Source organism: Pseudoalteromonas sp. JB197 (genome assembly GCF_002332205.1).
Lineage (GTDB): Bacteria > Pseudomonadota > Gammaproteobacteria > Enterobacterales > Alteromonadaceae > Pseudoalteromonas > Pseudoalteromonas nigrifaciens.
Genome location: NZ_NRGZ01000001.1, coordinates 470,075 through 488,441 on the forward strand (window position 1 = coordinate 470,075; position 18,367 = coordinate 488,441).

Genomic DNA, 18,367 nt, shown 5'->3' on the forward strand with positions numbered 1-18,367 from the left:
AGTAAAGAGAAGCCCTATGCAAAGACTGTTGATAGTTGAAGATAGTAAAGTAGTACAACAAGTCCTTCGCCATATATCTGCACAGTATCTTGATGTTGCCATTGATTTTGCTTGGTCTTTATCTGAGTGTAAGGAGTTTGTAAGTAAGCACAGCTATACACTAGCCTTAGTTGATTTAACGCTCCCCGACGCACCAAATGGTGAGGTGGCCAAATATACCTTATTAAAAGGTATTCCTACTGTGGTGCTTACTTCTAAGATGGATGAGTACAAGCGCCTGCAAATGTTAGAATTAGGCGTAATTGATTATGTGATAAAAGATAACCGTGACTCATATAATTACGCTATAAAATTAGTTGCACAGCTGTTGCGTAACCAAGGCTGTAAAGCATTAATAGCCGACGACTCGGTTTTAAGTCGTACTTTAATGAAGCAAATGCTAGAAAAACAATTATTTGCAGTCAGTGAGGCGCACGATGGACGCCAAGCATTAGATATGCTCAAAAACGATGCTGAAATTAAATTACTCATGACAGACTATGCAATGCCAACAATGGATGGTTTTGAATTAGTTAAAGCGGTGAGAAACTTTAGAGGCCGTGATGACTTAGCAATTATTGGGTTATCAGGCGCGAGTAAGCATGGTTTATCGGCGCGATTTATTAAATATGGTGCTAATGATTTTTTAACTAAACCTTTTATGAATGAAGAGTTTCATTGTCGTGTATTGCAAACCATGGAGCAGTTATCGTTAATTGCAGACATTAAAGAAAGTGCTTTTCGAGATCACCTTACCGGGCTTTATAATCGTCGTTACTTTTATCAGTATGCTGAAAAACTACTCAAAAATAAAAATCAGAAAAATAGCTTAGTGTTACTCGATATAGATTTTTTTAAAGCAATAAACGATGAATTTGGGCATGACGGCGGCGATCAGGCACTTAAACAAGTGAGTAATTTAATCCGTACTTCATTTTCTAACAGTACAGTGGCACGTATTGGCGGTGAAGAGTTTGCAATTATATTAACGCAAGTAGAAGTTGAACAAGCCGAGAAGTGTTTAAATTTATTTATACAAAAGTTCGCAAGTTACGACTTTACTATCAGTGATAAAACCTTATCAATAACAGCAAGTATAGGCCTAGCCGAATTTCAAAATACCAATTTAACCGCTGCTATGCGTGTTGCCGATAGAGCTTTGTATCAAGCTAAGGAGCAAGGGCGCAATTGTGTGGTTTTAAATAGTACTTTGCAGCTAGCAGAGGTTACAGCTATACGTTGAGTTAAATACACACGCACCAATTAAGTATTATATATAAAAAAACGCACCTAATTGGTGCGTTTTTTTGTTTTAAATATAAAATATTTTTATAAGTTATTGTTTTTTATTGCCATATAAAAATGGCATAAAGCTTGGATTGTATTAACTAAGAAAAACAATAACGTGTCCTAAGGGGACTAAAATGAAAATGATTAGTGCAATCATCAAGCCATTTAAATTAGATGAAGTGCGTACAGCACTCGCTGATTTAGGCATAGAAGGGATGACAGTTGTTGATGTAAAAGGCTTTGGTCGACAACGTGGTCATACCGAATTGTATCGTGGGGCTGAATACCAAGTTGATTTTATTCCTAAAATTAAACTCGAAATTGCCACTCGTACTGAAAACTGCCAACGCGTAGTTGACTCAATTACGCAAGTTGCAGGCACCGGAAAAATAGGTGACGGTAAGATTTTTGTGTACGACCTAGATCAAATTGTTCGTATTCGTACGGGCGAACTTGATGAAGATGCACTTTAAGGGGGATTTATGGAAAGTACACTGATAGAACTAAAGTTTTCGCTCGACACCTTTTATTTTTTAATTTGTGGCATATTAGTAATGTGGATGGCCGCAGGGTTTGCCATGCTAGAAGCGGGTTTAGTACGCTCAAAAAACACCACAGAAATATTAACTAAAAATATCGCCTTGTATTCAATTGCATGCACCATGTTTTTACTCGTTGGTTACAATATTATGTATGTAGGGAATACCGAGGGAGGCATCATTCCTTCATTTGGTGGCTTAATTGGTACACAAGCCGCTGATGCTGATCACTCTCTAGAATCTGATTTTTTCTTTCAAGTTGTTTTTGTTGCCACGGCTATGTCTATTGTCTCGGGTGCGGTGGCTGAGCGCATGAAGTTGTGGGCATTTTTGGTGTTTACCTTGGTGTTAACTGGGCTTATATATCCTATTGAGGGTTACTGGACTTGGGGCTCTGGATTTTTATCGGCAATGGGTTTTGTTGACTTCGCGGGCTCAGCAATAGTGCATGCAACCGGCGCATCAGCGGCATTAGCTGGCGTATTATTACTGGGTGCACGTAAAGGAAAATATGGTAAAAATGGCGAAATATACCCAATTCCGGGGTCAAACTTGCCTTTGGCAACGTTAGGTACGTTTATTTTATGGATGGGCTGGTTTGGTTTTAACGGCGGCTCGCAGCTACTTATATCAGATGCAGAAAACGCGACTGCTGTAGGGAAAATTTTATTAAACACCAATGCTGCTGCTGCAATGGGGGCTGTTTCAGCACTGTTTGTTTGTAAAGCATTATGGGGTAAAGCCGATTTAACTATGGTATTAAATGGCGCGTTAGCTGGGCTGGTTGTGATTACCGCCGATCCGCTTTCACCTTCACCATTGATGGCGTGTTTATTAGGGTTATTAGGCGGCTCATTAGTGGTATTTAGTATTGTTATACTTGATAAGGCAAAAATAGACGACCCAGTTGGCGCTATTTCTGTGCATGGCGTATGTGGAGTACTTGGTATTATGCTAGTACCTGTGACAAACGCCGAGGCAAACTTGGTAACTCAGTTAATAGGCTTGTTGTGTATTATTGGTTTTGTGTTTATTTCTTCGCTGCTGGTGTGGGCAATCTTAAAGCATACTATGGGCATTAGGGTTACCGAAGAAGAAGAGCTAAACGGTATGGATCAACACGATTGTGGCATTGACGCCTACCCAGAATTTGTATCGGTTCGTAGTAATTAAATTTAAGTTATTGTGTGTTGTCCAAAGCGCTACTTAGGTAGCGCTTTTTTATTTCAGGGGAGGTTAACTTTAGTGCTGCTAAGATGGGTTGTTAATTTACCTTATAATGGTGAACTAGTAGGTGACTATGCTAAGCTCACGTCTGTAAAATAAACCTTGGAATAAATTACATTTAAATGGCTGATAACAAAAAAAAACCGACAGGTAAAACCCCCACAAAGCGCAGCGCTAAACCCTCTAAAAGTACACCGCGTAACGGCGCAAAAAAAAGTACAAAAAACAAATCATCAGTTGCTCAGCGATCTTTACTCAATAAACTATGGTCTATTTTTTGGAAACTTGGTTTAGCGACATTTATTGCTATGGCGCTTTATTTTATTTACCTCGATGCAAAAATAACTCGTCAATTTGAAGGTAATAAATGGCAGCTTCCTGCGCAAGTTTATGCACGCTCGATGGCGTTTTACCCCGGGCAGTTCTTATCAAGCCAAGAGGTTATTTGGGAGTTAGAGCGGCTAAACTACTCAGCCGTTAATAGGTTAAGTCGTACAGGGCAATATGTTAAAACTGCCAACAGCATTAAAATATATCGTCGCGATTTTGAATTTTATGACGCGCTAGAACAGGCGCATATAATTGAACTGCGTTTTGCTGGGCAAAAAGTGGCTAGTATTAAAGACAAATTTGGTCGGCGTTTAAACAACGCTAGGCTGGAGCCGGTGCAAATAGCGCGTATAGGTAACGACTCTAAACAAGATCGTGAATTTGTACCGCTGGATAAATTTCCGGCAATGCTAAAAGACACGCTTTTAGTGGTTGAAGATCGTAATTTTTATCAGCACCACGGCGTATCGGTATTTTCTATTTTACGTGCGTTGTACAGTAATATTCGTGCTGGACGAACAGTTCAGGGCGGCAGTACGCTAACGCAACAACTGGCTAAAAATATTTACTTAACCCGAGAGCGCTCACTTACACGAAAAATAAACGAAGCGTTTATTGCGCTTATTTTAGATTACCGTTATTCAAAAGATCAAATACTTGAAGCGTATTTAAATGAAGTATATTTAGGGCAGTCTTATAACCAAGGTGTACATGGTATGGGCTTGGCTGCTGAATTTTACTTTTCTAAACCAGTAGATGAGCTAGAGTACGATCAAATAGCGCTGCTGGTGGCTATGGTAAAAGGGCCGTCTTATTACAATCCACGTCGTTACGAAGAGCGCACAATGGAACGTCGTGACTTAGTGCTGCGCTTAATGGTTGAAGACAAACTTTTGAGTACTAATGAATACCGCGCTGCATTAAAACGTCCTTTGAATATAGCGCCAATGAAAGCCAGTTTACAAAAATCGTACCCAGGTTATTTAGAACTAGTAAATCGTGAACTCAAGCAGTTATTGCCCGATCAAAATGTGTTAGATGCCGGTGTTCGTGTGTTTACCTATTTTGACTTACAAAAACAAACGGCAATGGAAGAGTCGATTCAGGCAAGTTTGCCTTATTTAGAAAAACGCCCTAATACTCGCGCGCTTGAAGCGGCGATGATCTCAGTTAACGTAGAAAAAGGTGGCGTATCGGCATTAGTTTCTGGGCGCGATGTGCGTTATTCAGGCTTTAACCGAGTACTTGATAGCAAACGTAATATTGGCTCATTAGTTAAGCCTGCAGTGTATTTAAGCGCGTTGCAGTTACCACATTATAACCTAGCCACTTTACTTGACGACTCACCGGTGCAAGTTACCAATGAGCAAGGTAAAGTATGGCAACCTGAAAACTACGATCGTCAATTTCGCGGAGCGATCCCGTTATACAAAGCTTTTAGTCGCAGTATAAATATACCTGCGGTAAATCTTGGCCTTGATGTAGGTGTAGATAAAGTTGCAAATACACTAAGAGGGTTAGGCGCGCAGGGAAGAATTAACGAATACCCATCGTTGTTATTGGGGGCACTTGAAATGTCTAGTTTTGAGGTAGCACAATTGTACACAACCATTGCTGCCGATGGCGAATATAGAAAGTTAACCGCTATTTCTGCGTTAACCGACTCAATAGGCAAAGTATTGTATAAGCATGAGGTGAAATCTGAGCCGCGTTTTGCTAAAGATGCCATGTACATGACAAAATACGCAATGAAACGAGTGACTAAAGATGGCACCGCAAAACGGTTAAACTTACACTTTCCGTCGATTCAACTTGCGGGTAAAACGGGCACTAGTAACGATTTACGCGATAGCTGGTTTGCCGGGTTTGATCAAAACACAGTGACCGTTGCTTGGCTAGGCCGAGATGATAACAAAAGTACCGGCTTAACCGGTAGTGTAGGGGCTTTAGAGACCTATATTCGTTATTTAAAACCGCTAAATCCCGAAGCGATAGCCGATACTCGTCCACCTTCAATTCGCTGGGCGTTTATTAACGAGCTAACGGGTAAACAAGCGCCACCAGGGTGCGGCAAAGTTATTCAGCTACCACTAAGAGCCAGTGAATTTGAACCAAGGCCGCAGTGTATTCGTTAAGCTGTTTTGAATAACTACAAGACATAAAAAAAGCCCGTTAGGGCTTTTTTTATTGGCTGAATAAAACTGATGTTTTACAGCTTAGCAAACGCGCGCTCTGCGGCTGCAATGGTATCTTTTATTTCTTGCTCGTTGTGCGCTGCACATACAAAGCCTGCTTCAAAAGCAGAGGGGGCTAAGTAAACACCTTCTTCAAGCATCAGGTGGAAAAAACGTTTAAAACGCTCTAAATCACACTCAGTAGCTTGTTTGTAAGTTGTTACTTTTTCAGCATCAGTAAAGAAAAAACCATACATGCCACCGGCGTAATTAGTGGTTAATGCAATGCCTGCTTTTTTAGCACCGGCTTCAAAGCCTTCACAAATTGCTTTACTGGTTGCTTCTAGTTTTGCATGTAAGCCTGGCTCGCTTAATAACTCTAGCGATTTTAAACCTGCAGCCATGGCAATTGGGTTACCCGACAATGTACCCGCCTGATAAACAGGGCCAACCGGTGCAATATAATCCATAATTTCGGTTTTGCCGCCAAAAGCGCCCACTGGCATGCCGCCGCCAATTACTTTACCTAAACAGGTTAAGTCTGGTTTTATATTGTAGTAGGCTTGTGCGCCGCCAAGTGCAACTCGAAACCCGGTCATTACTTCGTCAAAAATAAGTACCGATTTGTATTCGTCACAAACGTCGCGCAAACCTTCTAAAAATCCCGGAACCGGTGGAATACAGTTCATGTTACCAGCAACAGGCTCAACAATAATGCATGCAATTTCGTCGGCATATTTAGCAAAAATAGCTTTCACTTCATCTAAATTATTAAACGATACAGTAAGCGTATGCTTTGCAAAATCTTCAGGAATACCCGGCGAATTAGGCACGCCCATAGTCAATGCGCCAGAGCCCGCTTTAACTAATAATGAGTCGGCATGGCCGTGGTAACAGCCTTCAAATTTAAGTATTTTATCGCGGCCAGTAAAACCACGCGCTAAGCGAATAGCGCTCATGGTGGCTTCTGTGCCTGAGCTAACCATACGTACTTTTTCGATTGATGGTACTAGCTCTTTTACTTTTTCAGCCATTAAAATTTCGGCTTCGGTAGGCGCGCCATAACTTAGGCCGTTTTCTACCGCGTCGTGTACTGCTTGTTTAATTGCAGGGTGGTTATGGCCCATGATCATAGGGCCCCAAGAGCCAACATAATCGATATAGCGATTACCATCGGCGTCAAATGTAAACGCACCCTCAGCTTTAGTGATAAATAGCGGTGTGCCGCCTACACCATTAAAAGCACGTACTGGTGAATTTACGCCACCAGGAATAGAAGCTTGAGCGCGTGCAAATAAGTCTTGGCTAATTGTCATGAAAAATCCTATTGTTTTGTCACAAAAAAAGTGGGTTTAGCTATCGCGTTTGCGGCTAAACCAAGGTACGTCTACTTCATACTGCTCGACTTTGTTTTCTACGCCGAGGGTTAAAGCAAACAGTGCCATACGAATTAATACGCCATTTTGTACTTGGCGAAATATAGCTAAATTGTCATTTGCGTTTAAGTCGTTATCTAGCTCGTTGGCTTCTAGGCGACTATCGCGTGGTAGCGGGTGCATTAACACTGAATTAGGTTTGCAATGTGCAGTGTAAATTGATTGACTAATTCTAAACCCACCACGGTATTTGTTGGCTTCTTCTTGCGAAGGAAAGCGCTCTTCTTGAATACGCGTTTGATAAACTATGTCGGCAGCTAAGTTACCTTCCATTTTGTTTACCAATTCAATTTTATGACCTGCATTATCTACTGCATCTAATATATAGCTAGGCATTTGTAGACCATCGGGTGCAACCATCGAAAATTTCACGTTTTTATAGTGGCATAATAGTTTTGATAAAGAGTGCACAGTGCGACCATATTTTAAATCGCCTACTAGCGCAATGTGCATACCATCTATGTTTTGCTCAAAACGGTTAAGCTCACGCTCAATGGTTAATAAATCGAGCAGTGCTTGAGTGGGGTGCTCGTTAGGGCCATCGCCACCATTAATCACAGGGATTGAGCAGCCTGTTGCAAATTCACTTACCGAACCTGCATCGGGGTGGCGCATAGCGACAGCATCGGCATACGCCGAAATAACACGGGCGGTGTCGTAAAGCGACTCGCCTTTAGCGAGCGCTGAGCTTTGCATGCCGGTTGTTTCGCGAACGAGTCCGCCGAGTAAGTTAAAAGCGGTGCCAAAGCTTACGCGTGTGCGTGTGCTAGGTTCAAAAAATAAGTTGGCTAAAATGGCACCTTCTAGCACGTTAGTACGCTTTTGTTTTTTAGCGTAGGGTTCCATTTTTTTAGCTACTGCAAATATACGTTCAATACAGTCTCTGTCGAGTTGATTAACTGAGAGTATATTTTCACCTTGGAAACTTAACATGGGGTTATTCCTACTTATTCAAAAAGGCGCGATAATCCTTAAAGGAGCACGCAATCGCGCATATTATAGCAAAGTTACTTAGCTAGTTGGCAGAGTAAATTACCTAGAAACATTTTATTATAAACTGGGTTTTATTACCGCCAGTGCCACTATTATTAATAGTGCTATAACGGGTAACTCATTAAAAATACGATAAAAACGGTCACTTTTAGTGTTACGGTCATGTTTAAAATCAGCTAAAAGCTTAAAACAGTAACCATGGTATAGGTATAAAATAATTACTAGCACTAGTTTATAATGCAACCACATGCTGTACTTAAACCAATCGCGGCCATATTCAACTATAGTGAGTACACCAAATACCGCGGTTAACACGGCAAACGGAGTGACAAAAAAAAGCAGCCTACGTTCCATTACTTTAAGCATAGAGTTGCATGCCCTTTCTTCGCTCATAGCGTGGTACACAAATAACCTTGGTAAGTAAAAAATACCGGCAAACCAGGCAATCATAAAAAATATATGCAAGGTTTTGTAAATTAATAATGCGCTCATATTACCCTCATTTAAATTAAAGTAAGCTGTTACGAATGGTTAAAATATGATGGATTTGATCCCAACGTAGTAATCCCATAATTTGTTGATTATGTAATAAGTTATATACATACAATGCGCCACTGCGCTTATCATTTAATAGCTCAAAGGCATCAGCTAAAGTGGCTTGGCTGCTAATACCGGCCAAACTAATATAGCTAAGGTTAGTTGCTTGATCCGACATTAAGCTCAAGTCATATTCAGCCAATCGGTAACCATTTTCTTCATCAAATACAATTAATGGGGTTTGGCTGTCCATCGCATCAAGGGTGTTTTTTATTTGCTGTTTATCGTCGGAGTAAAGCAACTTAAAGTCTTCATCCATTTCATCCATTACCCCTACTTTTTGTAGTGCCTCAGTAGCGGGAGATACCTGGTAAGGTAACTCTTGAAAATCCAGCTGTTGTAAAAATATCGAGCGATTACCAAACACTTGCAGCGCGGTAACATAAGCGGTGGTAATAACTATCATTGCAGGCACTATTATTTCTGGAGACGAAGTGAGCTCCATCACTGTGGTTAAAGCCGCAAGCGGTGCATGCAGCGTTGCTGCTAATAATCCTGCCATGCCAAGTACACCATAAGTGCCTGCTATATCTGTACCTGGGCTAATAAACTGGGCAAAAAAGGCCATTAAAGTACCAATTAAAACCCCCAGCCCTATAACCGGTCCAATTAAACCACCGGGAATACCCAAACCTATCGCAAATAATGTGGCGAGTAACTTAGCAATTAAAATAGTAGTTAATAATTGCATGTCTTCAGGGGGATTCAACCGCAATAGTAATTGCACTCATACCCGACCCCATAGCTTGGGGGACGGTATACGCAATTAAGCTGGCAATACAGCCAGCAATAAGTAAGCGAGGAAACATGCTAAGTGGTTTAAACGTTTTAATAATTAACATTAAGTTTTGATTAAAACTATAGGCTATTGCGCCCAGCGCCATGCCACACAATATTAAGTACGGGTAATGCCAGCCACTTAGCGGTGCAATGCTTATAAGTGCTAACTCTGAGCCTTCGCCAAATACAAATTGGGTTGCTAAAGCGCCAGTAACAGCTGCAAGCATAATTGGCACAAATATATGTACTTTGTATTCTCGAAGTACTACTTCCATTACAAAAATAACCGCTGCTAACGGCGTGTTAAACGAGGCGGCAATACCAGCTGCAATGCCACAGCCACTAAGGGTACGCATGGCATTATGAGGTAAGTGCAGTTTAGTTGCTAAGATACTTGCCCCAGTTGCACCTAAATGCACCGAAGGTCCTTCGCGCCCCACCGAAAAGCCGCTGATCAGGGCCAATGCACCACCAACAAATTGGTTTAGGGTGTTATACAGTGGCATTTGCCCGTAATGGCGTTTAATACGATGAATTACAAACGGAATACCCAAGCGATAATGTTTAAAGCCAGTAAAAGCCGCAAAAAGCGCAATTAAGAGTGCCGCAATAAGGGGCATTAATACACGTTCTAAAGTGGGGAGGGTGGTAAAGTTGTCGGGAGTTTCTAAAAATATACTTTGAAAAAAAAGAATCGTTAAGCGAAATAAAATAATAAAAAATGCAGCTATTAATCCGGCACTTACGCCTAATAAGCATAATTGTACGGATGTTTTAGGTTTGGCTAATCGACGCCTGAGTTGCTCAAGCCACATGCTTTATTTCCCCGCAGCATTTTTCAGCGGTCATTTTAGCAAAAGCCACTCGCTAAGTCGTTGTGATTTTGTAAAATAATTACATTTATAGAAAAGTTAACGTTAAAATACGCAAATAAGCGATGCTGGACTCAATATTTAGGTTTAGTTTGCTACTAACAGCAGCGAGTGCCTGCAACCTTTATTTTACTATACTTGATTAAAACACTCGGGTATTAGATAATCACGGCATTACGATATTGAGGGTTTTTAAAATGTCTGAAGAATTACCAATTAAGTTCACTGACGCGGCAGCCGATCGTGTTAAACAGTTAATCGATGAAGAAGAAAATCCAGAACTTAAATTACGCGTATATGTAACGGGTGGTGGTTGTTCTGGTTTTCAGTACGGTTTTACCTTTGATGAAAAGGCCAATCCAGGTGATTTAGAAATCGTCAAAAATGGCGTGATGCTGGTGGTTGATCCGATGAGTTTACAATATTTAGTAGACGGCGAAGTTGATTACACTGAAGGATTAGAAGGCGCACGCTTTTTTGTAACTAATCCTCATGCAACTACAACCTGTGGTTGTGGTTCAAGCTTTACTATTTAACAAGGGTCTGTTGATCTTTCAAGGTTAAATTTGCAGCAGTGTGTTTGGTATTTAGGCAAGGCAGAGCCTATGTGGTGTGGTTATTCCCCATAAATAGGCGATAACGTAGCATCAATGCCAAACATGCGCTGCCCGAAGGGTTCTGCCTAGGGGCAATTAACTCTTTGTTGCTCGGTTTTCACTTAGCCCACTAGGTTACAAACCTAGCGCCGCGATTAAATTGCCCCTAGTTGGAACAAATATTAACCCGCAAAGGTCAACAAACCCTGGGTAAACAATAAAATATTAAAGCCGCTTTTGCGGCTTTTTTAATGCCTAAAATTCGCTAGGAGTGAATTCGGTTATTTGCATCATTAATATAAAAAAGCCAAGTACAAAAGTAGAAAACGCGAGTATATATACAAAGCCTCTTTTGCCTTTTTTAATAGGCACACCATGGTGGCGAAGAAAAAAACACCAGCCTAAGCACAGTATAATAGGAAGTAAAAAAAGTAGCCTGAACATTATTTAGCCTTTTAGGGTGCTCGTTATTGATTAAGCATAAACATGTAACACTAAAATGGAACAAAATTGTTACAAATATTTATTAATGGTTTAAGCTATCTATTCAGGCTTGGTAAATATATATTCATTATTTAACCTGTGCCGAATGTAATTAGCCATTTTACCAATGGGTTAATAGTATACAATATATAAGAATGAGACGGGCAAAATTTCATTCACCACCACAATAAGTAAGTATTATTTATAGCGTTTTTTAGCTCACAATGAGTAATTAGTAAAGCTGAGCTGCAATCAATGCCCAATTAGGCTGTTGTGCAGTGTACTCACTGAGCGCTATTAATAAATTGCATCAATTAGTATTTACACCGCATTAAGTAGGAGATGTACATGATGGGTAAAACAGTTTCATCAGAAGAAAATGCAAAACTGACCAAATGGCTTAAAAGTAAACGTCATGACAAAGGGCATACAATGCGTAGTTTAGCGCAGTTATTGGGTACACCACATTCGTTTATTGGCAAAATTGAAAACCAAGAGCGCCGCTTAGATGTAATTGAATTTGTGCGCTACTGTAATGCACTCGAAGTTGATCCGCATGAGGCATTAAACTTACTTAAAGTTGATTAATAGCCGCAAGTTACTTGGCATATTTTAATGCACCTTTAAATATGCCAAGTAAATAATTTATTTTAAGTATTGAGTTTAAGTATTGAGTTTAAGTATTTTGGTGATAATTACGCTCTAGCTGATACAGTTTATGACGAATTAAGTATAAAAATATCAACGATGGCAACACCATTAATGCCGTAAGAATAAAAAATAGCGACCAGTTACCCGCCAGCCAATCATCTATTACTACCCCACTGTAACTCGACAGTAAAGTACGCCCTAAATTACCCAGCGACGCAAGTAACGCATAATGTGTTGCACTAAATGCTCTATCGCATAGCATGGATATAAATGCCACCATAGCTACTAGCGACCATGCCTGAGTAAAACCATCAACCACAATAGCCATGGCGTATAAATGCTCTTGTGGGCCGGCAAGTGCAATCCAAGAAAACATTAAATTAGATGCCGCCATTGCCACACCACTAATAAATAAGCCTTTAACAATGCCATATTTATGATTAAAAATACTGCCTAAAAAGGCAAATACGATGGTAATTAATCCGGTGCCTAGCTTAGAGTAATTGGCTATTTGGGTATTACTAAAGCCAACCTCTTTATAAAATACAATCGACATGCGAGCTAAAAACGCTTCGCCAATTTTAAATAAGAAAATAAATGCAAGCAGTGCCAACGCGGTTTTAACGCCATTTTTAGCAAAAAAGGTTTTAAACGGATCAACCACAGTAACTGCAAGCCAAGCGAGTGTTTTAGTTAATGGTGTTTGCTTGCTGGCGGCAAGTTTTTCAAGGTATACCCGCTCAAGCTCAGCGTGCACTGCTTCGCGGTTTGATTCGGGTTCTTTTGCCCAAAATACACAGCTCATTAGTAGCAGCATTATGGCGGATAAAAAGTAGTATACTTGCGGCCAATCTATCGAAGGTATATCGGCCATATAAAACGGAATGGCCCCAAGTAGCGCATAACCCGACCACCAACCCGAGGTTGCCATGGCAGCGGCGGCGGTCGCTTTGTGAGATTCATTTTCGCCCAGGGCGTCTATTCTAAAAGCGTCAATAGCAATATCTTGAGTGGCAGAGGCTATGGCTATTAATAAACAAAGTGCGGCGACGAGCGCTAAATTGGCTTTTAAATCAAGCCCTGCTAATAGCAGTGTGCCAAGTAAAATAAAGCTTTGGCAAAACAGTATCCAGCTTCGGCGTTGGCCTAACCATTTGTATAAAAAGGGTAGTTTGGTACGATCAATTAACGGCGACCATAAAAAGTTAATGCTGTAAGCGCCAAACACAATGCCAAATAAGCCAATCATACTGCGGCTTAAGCCTTCGTCTTTTAGCCATGCCGACATTACAGAGCCAATCAGCACCCATGGAAAACCACTACTCATACCAAATATAAAAATATTGATAAGGCGTTTGTCTTTAAAATAAGAAAAATATTCGCGAATAGAGAGTGTTTTGCTCATAGGGCCTTCATTGGCTTTAACACAGAGCAGCTAGGCTGCTCTTTTAATAGTTACAGGGGAACTTGTTCAAGTAATTTAATATTTAAAATAACTACAGGCTCTTTGGGTACAAAGTCGTAGCCAATTTTTTCGTTAAATCCGGTTTTTACCGCCATAATTTTATCTAGCGTGTCGTAGCCGTCCATTACATTGCCAAATACCGCAAACCCCCATTCTCTGCCAGGGTTTAAATGGTCGTTATCGTCCATATTAAAAAAGAATTGGCGCGTTCCTGAATGAGGTTGGCGGTCTTGATACGCCATAGCTATGCTATACATATCGTTTTTTAAGCCATTACCGCTTTCGTTAAAAATAGGATCGTTTTCGTGTAGTCCATCGTAGTCTTTATCGTAGCCGCCACCTTGAATAACAAAGTCGCGGTCGTTTTCTACATCACGCTCAATACGATGAAACACACTGCCTTGATAGCTTTTATCCATTACGTAGGTTAAAAAGTTATTTGCAGTAATGGGGGCTTTAGAGCGGTCAAGCTCAATCACTATGCTACCCAGTGAAGTGACTATTTCAACACGCGGAAAAATATTATCTTTTTGTACAAAACGGCCTTCTTTAGCAGCAAGCGTAGTGGTACTAAAGAATAGGCTTAAGCAGATTAAAAAAAGTCGTTTCATTGTTAACCTTCTAAAAATTCTATTAATTCAGGGTCAGATACAATGCGGGTAATAATTTGCTCAGTCAACTTATTAAGCTGACCTTCTATTTTTGCTCTGTCGTGCCCCAGTGGCCCTGCTAAATTAGCATTGCCTCGGTATACTTTGCTAAAGTTACTGGTAGCGCGAATAACCCGCACGCCAAACTCTATAGAAGCCGCGCTGGTGTGGCTCATTAGTTTTTCGGTAACAACTGCTTGCAAAGCATGAATATCTACTTCAAAGCGCACCGTGGCTAAGTTAGAAATGCTGGCACCGTTACGACTTAGGGCGCTGTCGAGCGCACTTTTTACTGAGGCTGTAATACCATGGCTGGCAAAAGTTTTAGTTTTGTCAGACTCTATAAGTTTTAAGGTGGCAGTATCACCTCTTAAATCAATTACACTGGTACTTAAGCTGCTGTTGATTGAACTTATTTGCCCATTTTTATAAACAGGATTAAGTATTATCTGATTTGGCTGATTACTACATGCAGGCAGTGCCAAAAACACCAACCAAGGTAAAAGGTATTTTATAATTTGCATTTATAACATTCCGGTATTTTTTGTGGCACTAAGTACAACAAACTTTTTGTTAGAACCTAGTAGCTTACAGTTACCAAACATACGGTTTAGTTTGTCGTGGTAATCTAAATGACGGTTGCCAATAATACGCAATTCGCCACCTTCTTTTAAAGTATCTTTTGCTTCTTTAAACATTTGCCATGCAATGTGGTCGGTAACCGCTTGAGCTTGATGAAATGGCGGGTTACATAGCACCATATCAACACTGTCGCGCTCAAATCCCGATAAACAGTCATTTTCAACAAATGAACATTGCTCATATTTAGCTTCCATATTGAGCTCTACATTCAAGCGTGCCGATTCAACGGCCATATACGACTCATCAACAAAAGTAATATTTGCATTTGGGCAACGCGATAATGCCATTAAACCCACCACGCCATTACCACAGCCTAAATCAATAATGCTTTTAGCTTTATTGGTTTCTGGTAAGTAGTTAAAAAAGAACCGTGCGCCAATATCTAATGAATCACGCGAAAACACATTTGCATGGTTACTAATAGTAAAGTCAGTGCCTTCAAGTGGCCAATTTACCGGAAAATCAGCGGCTTTATACCCACCTTGTGCGTGGCTTATAATTAAGCGTGACTTTTTAACCGCTAAACTTGTTTTTGTTTCGCCAATAAACTGCTCAAACGCTTTAATTGTTGAATTATGCACATCTTTTGTTTTTGCCGCGGCAATAACAGGCGTTCCGGGTGCAAGCACTTCGCTAAGCTCAGACAGTTGATACTGTAAAAAGCCTAATGTGCGTGGCACTTTTATAAGTACCAAATCAACTTGTTCAGGTAAAGCCGATAAACTATCGAGCTGGCTAAAGGTAATAGCAGGTATTTTATTCTCTGCTAAGTTATAAGCTGCTGCTTGGTGGCTAATATAAGAGTCGTTTACTGAACAAACAGTTAATTGCTTGTGGCTAAAATAACAAGAAAGCGCGCCAAAACTATCATTTAAAATCAGCAAAGAGCGACAATCAGGATGATGTTCGCTAACATAGTCGATTAAATATTCGTCGGCTGAATCCCAAGCTTGTAAGCTGCGGTTTTTTTGATCCAAAGGAAAGCGTTCAAGAGTAAAGGTTTTATCGCCGAGCTGTGCTTGCATGGTCATAATAGTTTAGTGATCAGTAATCAAATGATAGGTAAATTCTAACATGCAACGGCCAAACGCCAACCCCCAACTGTTACCAAATGGCTTTTCTTATCAAAGTAGGGCGCTTAGTGCACAAAAAAGCCTCGATTTGTTCTACTATTTACAGCAAAACCTGTGTTGGCAGCAGCCTAATGTTACGGTTTACAATAAAACGGGGCCAATTCCTCGGCTGCAGTGTTTTATCAGTGAAAATAATATTGAGTATGGTTATTCTCACAGTAAGTTAATAGTAGAGCCTTGGCCTGATGTTTTACTGGCGATGCGCAAACGTTTAGAGCGGCATTTAAACCAGCCATTAAATTCACTATTAGTAAATTATTACCGCGATGGTAACGATACTATGGGGTGGCATAGCGACGATGAAGCAGAGCTTGGCCATCAACCTACTATTGTTTGTATATCGCTTGGGGCTGAACGAGTATTAAAACTAAAACACAAAGCCAGCAATAAAGTTACTAATTTAAAGCTACATAGTGGCAGCTGTTTAATTATGAGTGGCAATAGTCAGCGCGACTATCAACACGCTATTGCTAAGCAAACTACCTTGGCTCATCCGCGAATAAGTTTAACCTTTCGCTTGATAAAGCGTTAGCCATTAGGCTTAGCAAGTTGCTATAGTGGGCTTATAAATAAGTAACAATAATGGTTTATGTCATGCAGCAACAAATTCAACAAAAAATCAGCGATGCAATTGCCTGTAAGCATTTAAATGTAATTAACGAAAGCCATATGCACAGTGCTGGCAGCGACTCGCATTTTAAAGTGATAGTGGTTAGCGAAGAGTTTGCTGGTAAGCGCTTATTACAGCGCCATCGCGAAATTAATGAAATTTTAAAAGATGAATTAGCCAATCATATTCATGCACTGGCTATTCATACTTATACGCCAGATGAGTTTGCTGAACATAATGGTGAAGCGCCTGATTCACCCAATTGTATGGGTGGCTCTAAGTCAGCTTAAACAATTAATAGCGATTTGATTGATGTTTACACTCAAGATTAACTGATCAGATCAGTGTTTTTAGTATTAGCCTTTAAACTAGCGCTAATTTTTATTGTAAAGATATAGGATGATCAATGGTCATTAAGCCTAAAATTCGTGGATTTATCTGCACCAATGCCCACCCAGTGGGCTGTAGCGAACATGTTCAAGAACAAATTAATTATGTAAAGCAACAAGGTGCATTAAAAAATGCCCCTAAAAATGTATTAGTTATTGGTGCCTCTACAGGCTATGGCCTTGCATCGCGTATTACTGCGGCGTTTGGTGGCGGTGCTAAAACATTAGGTATTTTCTTTGAAAAAGAAGGCACTGAGCGCAAAACGGGTTCTGCAGGTTGGTACAATACAGCTGCATTTCAAAATGCTGCAGACGAAGCAGGCCTTTGGTCAAAAAATATTAATGGCGATGCGTTCTCAAACGAAATTAAGCAAAAAGCAATTGATACTATTAAAGCCGATTTAGGCAAAGTAGATTTAATTATTTACAGCTTAGCGTCTCCGCGTCGTACCGATCCTAATACCGGTGAAGTGTTCTCATCTACGCTTAAACCAATTGGTAATGCAGTTACAACTAAAAATCTGAATACCTCAAAGCGTGAAATTGATGAAATAACCGTTGAAGCGGCAAACCAAGATGATATCGACAATACTATTAAAGTAATGGGCGGTGAAGATTGGGAAATGTGGATTGATGCACTAAAACAAGCCGATGTGCTAGCCGATAACTTCAAAACCACTGCTTATACCTACATAGGTAAAGAGCTAACATGGCCAATATACGGGCATGCAACGATTGGTAAAGCAAAAGAAGATTTGGATCGTGCAACGGCTGCTATTAAAGCTTCGACTAGTGATTTAAATGGCGAAGCGTATGTATCGTCACTTAATGCGGTAGTAACACAAGCTAGCTCGGCTATTCCTATTATGCCTTTGTATATTTCTGCTTTATTTAAAGTAATGAAAGCCGATGGCACCTACGAAGGTACTATTGAGCAAATACAGGCGTTATTTAGCGAAAACTTATACGGCGACACGCCACGTTTTGACGAAGGCGGTCATTTATTCCAAAACTATAAAGAGCTAGAAGATGACGTACAAGCACGTATTCAAGCTATTTGGGATAAAGTAGATACTAGTAGCATTGATGAACTAACCGATTATGTTGGTTATCATAATGAGTTTTTACGCTTGTTTGGTTTTGGTATACAAGGCGTTGATTATGAGCAAGAGGTTGACCCTGTTCAGCCTATTGCGAATATGATTGACTAATCAATTGTACAAAACAGTTTGAAAAGTCGCCTAGTGCGACTTTTTTATTACTGATTTTTTTATAAAAATAATGTTTCTTAGTAAACGTACAACTTTGGTCTAGCTTGAATTTTATTAAATAGCTACATCAAGCGTAAATAAGTCTTTCTCTGGTATAATTTTTATAAATACACTCGCATAGTGTTGCACAATGATGTTAAAATCATAGCAATATGTGAGGAGTTTTACTGCGTTGCTTGTTTAGTATTTATAGCAAGTTA

Annotated in this window: 17 protein-coding genes and 1 pseudogene; 9 read left to right on the forward strand and 9 right to left on the reverse strand. The window is 40.2% G+C overall.

What is annotated here, in order from left to right; translation table 11 throughout:
• Positions 1 to 16 precede the first annotated feature (16 nt).
• The 4 genes from CIK86_RS02185 to mrcB all read left to right on the forward strand — a co-directional run bounded on the left by CIK86_RS02185 (position 17) and on the right by mrcB (position 5,560).
• A complete protein-coding gene (locus CIK86_RS02185; protein ID WP_086994059.1) occupies positions 17 to 1,282 on the forward strand; it encodes a diguanylate cyclase in 1,266 nt (421 codons plus the stop codon).
• Between the two features lie 181 nt (positions 1,283 to 1,463).
• The gene (locus tag CIK86_RS02190) at positions 1,464 to 1,802 is read left to right on the forward strand and encodes a P-II family nitrogen regulator (protein WP_011328915.1); all 339 of its coding nucleotides are present in this window, start codon (positions 1,464 to 1,466) and stop codon (positions 1,800 to 1,802) included.
• Between the two features lie 9 nt (positions 1,803 to 1,811).
• Complete coding sequence (locus CIK86_RS02195) at positions 1,812 to 3,041, forward strand: ammonium transporter (protein ID WP_011328914.1); 1,230 nt, start codon at positions 1,812 to 1,814, stop codon at positions 3,039 to 3,041.
• Between the two features lie 176 nt (positions 3,042 to 3,217).
• Positions 3,218 to 5,560 carry a penicillin-binding protein 1B gene (mrcB, locus tag CIK86_RS02200; RefSeq protein ID WP_086993913.1) on the forward strand — a complete coding sequence of 781 codons (2,343 nt, stop codon included), beginning with the start codon at positions 3,218 to 3,220 and terminating at the stop codon, positions 5,558 to 5,560.
• Between the two features lie 74 nt (positions 5,561 to 5,634).
• Here mrcB and hemL read toward each other — a convergent pair whose 3' ends face one another.
• The 4 genes and pseudogenes from hemL to CIK86_RS02220 form a co-directional block, all read right to left on the reverse strand.
• A complete protein-coding gene (gene hemL, locus CIK86_RS02205) occupies positions 5,635 to 6,915 on the reverse strand; it encodes a glutamate-1-semialdehyde 2,1-aminomutase (protein WP_011328912.1) in 1,281 nt (426 codons plus the stop codon).
• Positions 6,916 to 6,951: 36 nt separating this feature from the next.
• Positions 6,952 to 7,968 carry an aspartate carbamoyltransferase gene (locus CIK86_RS02210; RefSeq protein WP_011328911.1) on the reverse strand — a complete coding sequence of 339 codons (1,017 nt, stop codon included), beginning with the start codon at positions 7,966 to 7,968 and terminating at the stop codon, positions 6,952 to 6,954.
• 117 nt (positions 7,969 to 8,085) lie between these two features.
• Positions 8,086 to 8,520 (reverse strand): CopD family protein, encoded by a 435-nt coding sequence (locus CIK86_RS02215; RefSeq protein WP_011328910.1) that lies wholly within the window; start codon positions 8,518 to 8,520, stop codon positions 8,086 to 8,088.
• Positions 8,521 to 8,536: 16 nt separating this feature from the next.
• A pseudogene (locus tag CIK86_RS02220) lies at positions 8,537 to 10,220 on the reverse strand (chloride channel protein).
• A 254-nt stretch (positions 10,221 to 10,474) separates the two neighbouring features.
• Here CIK86_RS02220 and erpA point away from each other — a divergent pair.
• Positions 10,475 to 10,813, forward strand: coding sequence for an iron-sulfur cluster insertion protein ErpA (erpA, locus tag CIK86_RS02225; protein ID WP_011328908.1), 339 nt, complete (start codon positions 10,475 to 10,477; stop codon positions 10,811 to 10,813).
• 315 nt (positions 10,814 to 11,128) lie between these two features.
• On the opposite strand, the gene CIK86_RS02230 is transcribed toward erpA, so the two are convergent.
• Positions 11,129 to 11,317, reverse strand: a complete 189-nt coding sequence (locus CIK86_RS02230) for a hypothetical protein (RefSeq protein ID WP_011328907.1) — start codon at positions 11,315 to 11,317, stop codon at positions 11,129 to 11,131.
• 387 nt (positions 11,318 to 11,704) lie between these two features.
• On the opposite strand from CIK86_RS02230, the gene CIK86_RS02235 reads away from it, so the two are divergent.
• Complete coding sequence (locus CIK86_RS02235) at positions 11,705 to 11,944, forward strand: helix-turn-helix transcriptional regulator (RefSeq protein WP_011328906.1); 240 nt, start codon at positions 11,705 to 11,707, stop codon at positions 11,942 to 11,944.
• An 88-nt stretch (positions 11,945 to 12,032) separates the two neighbouring features.
• Here the strand turns inward: CIK86_RS02235 and CIK86_RS02240 are convergent, their stop codons facing one another.
• Genes CIK86_RS02240 through CIK86_RS02255 form a run of 4 tightly spaced genes read right to left on the reverse strand, consistent with a single transcriptional unit; the run spans position 12,033 to position 15,795 of the window.
• Positions 12,033 to 13,412, reverse strand: a complete 1,380-nt coding sequence (locus tag CIK86_RS02240; RefSeq protein ID WP_011328905.1) for an MFS transporter — start codon at positions 13,410 to 13,412, stop codon at positions 12,033 to 12,035.
• Between the two features lie 50 nt (positions 13,413 to 13,462).
• Positions 13,463 to 14,083: a peptidylprolyl isomerase gene (locus tag CIK86_RS02245; protein WP_086993910.1), complete on the reverse strand. Its 621-nt coding sequence runs from the start codon at positions 14,081 to 14,083 to the stop codon at positions 13,463 to 13,465.
• Between the two features lie 2 nt (positions 14,084 to 14,085).
• Complete coding sequence (locus CIK86_RS02250) at positions 14,086 to 14,646, reverse strand: YajG family lipoprotein (RefSeq protein WP_011328903.1); 561 nt, start codon at positions 14,644 to 14,646, stop codon at positions 14,086 to 14,088.
• Positions 14,647 to 15,795, reverse strand: coding sequence for a methyltransferase (locus CIK86_RS02255; protein ID WP_011328902.1), 1,149 nt, complete (start codon positions 15,793 to 15,795; stop codon positions 14,647 to 14,649). It lies immediately after the preceding gene.
• 43 nt (positions 15,796 to 15,838) lie between these two features.
• On the opposite strand from CIK86_RS02255, the gene CIK86_RS02260 reads away from it, so the two are divergent.
• The 3 genes from CIK86_RS02260 (at position 15,839) to fabV (ending at position 18,107) form a co-directional block, all read left to right on the forward strand.
• On the forward strand, positions 15,839 to 16,429 hold the full coding sequence (locus tag CIK86_RS02260) for an alpha-ketoglutarate-dependent dioxygenase AlkB (protein ID WP_011328901.1): 591 nt from the start codon (positions 15,839 to 15,841) through the stop codon (positions 16,427 to 16,429).
• A 62-nt stretch (positions 16,430 to 16,491) separates the two neighbouring features.
• Positions 16,492 to 16,797, forward strand: coding sequence for a BolA family protein (locus CIK86_RS02265; RefSeq protein ID WP_011328900.1), 306 nt, complete (start codon positions 16,492 to 16,494; stop codon positions 16,795 to 16,797).
• Between the two features lie 116 nt (positions 16,798 to 16,913).
• Positions 16,914 to 18,107 (forward strand): enoyl-ACP reductase FabV, encoded by a 1,194-nt coding sequence (gene fabV, locus CIK86_RS02270; RefSeq protein WP_086993907.1) that lies wholly within the window; start codon positions 16,914 to 16,916, stop codon positions 18,105 to 18,107.
• Positions 18,108 to 18,367 lie beyond the last annotated feature (260 nt).

Coding starts and splice junctions, on each gene's coding strand:
- CIK86_RS02230 (WP_011328907.1), bottom strand. CDS start 11,317: ATGTTCAGGCTACTTTTTTTACTTCCTATTATACTGTGCTTAGGCTGG.
- CIK86_RS02255 (WP_011328902.1), bottom strand. CDS start 15,795: ATGACCATGCAAGCACAGCTCGGCGATAAAACCTTTACTCTTGAACGC.
- CIK86_RS02235 (WP_011328906.1), top strand. CDS start 11,705: ATGATGGGTAAAACAGTTTCATCAGAAGAAAATGCAAAACTGACCAAA.
- CIK86_RS02195 (WP_011328914.1), top strand. CDS start 1,812: ATGGAAAGTACACTGATAGAACTAAAGTTTTCGCTCGACACCTTTTAT.
- CIK86_RS02215 (WP_011328910.1), bottom strand. CDS start 8,520: ATGAGCGCATTATTAATTTACAAAACCTTGCATATATTTTTTATGATT.
- CIK86_RS02250 (WP_011328903.1), bottom strand. CDS start 14,646: ATGCAAATTATAAAATACCTTTTACCTTGGTTGGTGTTTTTGGCACTG.
- mrcB (WP_086993913.1), top strand. CDS start 3,218: ATGGCTGATAACAAAAAAAAACCGACAGGTAAAACCCCCACAAAGCGC.
- CIK86_RS02265 (WP_011328900.1), top strand. CDS start 16,492: ATGCAGCAACAAATTCAACAAAAAATCAGCGATGCAATTGCCTGTAAG.
- CIK86_RS02210 (WP_011328911.1), bottom strand. CDS start 7,968: ATGTTAAGTTTCCAAGGTGAAAATATACTCTCAGTTAATCAACTCGAC.
- CIK86_RS02185 (WP_086994059.1), top strand. CDS start 17: ATGCAAAGACTGTTGATAGTTGAAGATAGTAAAGTAGTACAACAAGTC.
- CIK86_RS02245 (WP_086993910.1), bottom strand. CDS start 14,083: ATGAAACGACTTTTTTTAATCTGCTTAAGCCTATTCTTTAGTACCACT.
- fabV (WP_086993907.1), top strand. CDS start 16,914: ATGGTCATTAAGCCTAAAATTCGTGGATTTATCTGCACCAATGCCCAC.
- CIK86_RS02260 (WP_011328901.1), top strand. CDS start 15,839: ATGCAACGGCCAAACGCCAACCCCCAACTGTTACCAAATGGCTTTTCT.
- erpA (WP_011328908.1), top strand. CDS start 10,475: ATGTCTGAAGAATTACCAATTAAGTTCACTGACGCGGCAGCCGATCGT.
- hemL (WP_011328912.1), bottom strand. CDS start 6,915: ATGACAATTAGCCAAGACTTATTTGCACGCGCTCAAGCTTCTATTCCT.
- CIK86_RS02190 (WP_011328915.1), top strand. CDS start 1,464: ATGAAAATGATTAGTGCAATCATCAAGCCATTTAAATTAGATGAAGTG.
- CIK86_RS02240 (WP_011328905.1), bottom strand. CDS start 13,412: ATGAGCAAAACACTCTCTATTCGCGAATATTTTTCTTATTTTAAAGAC.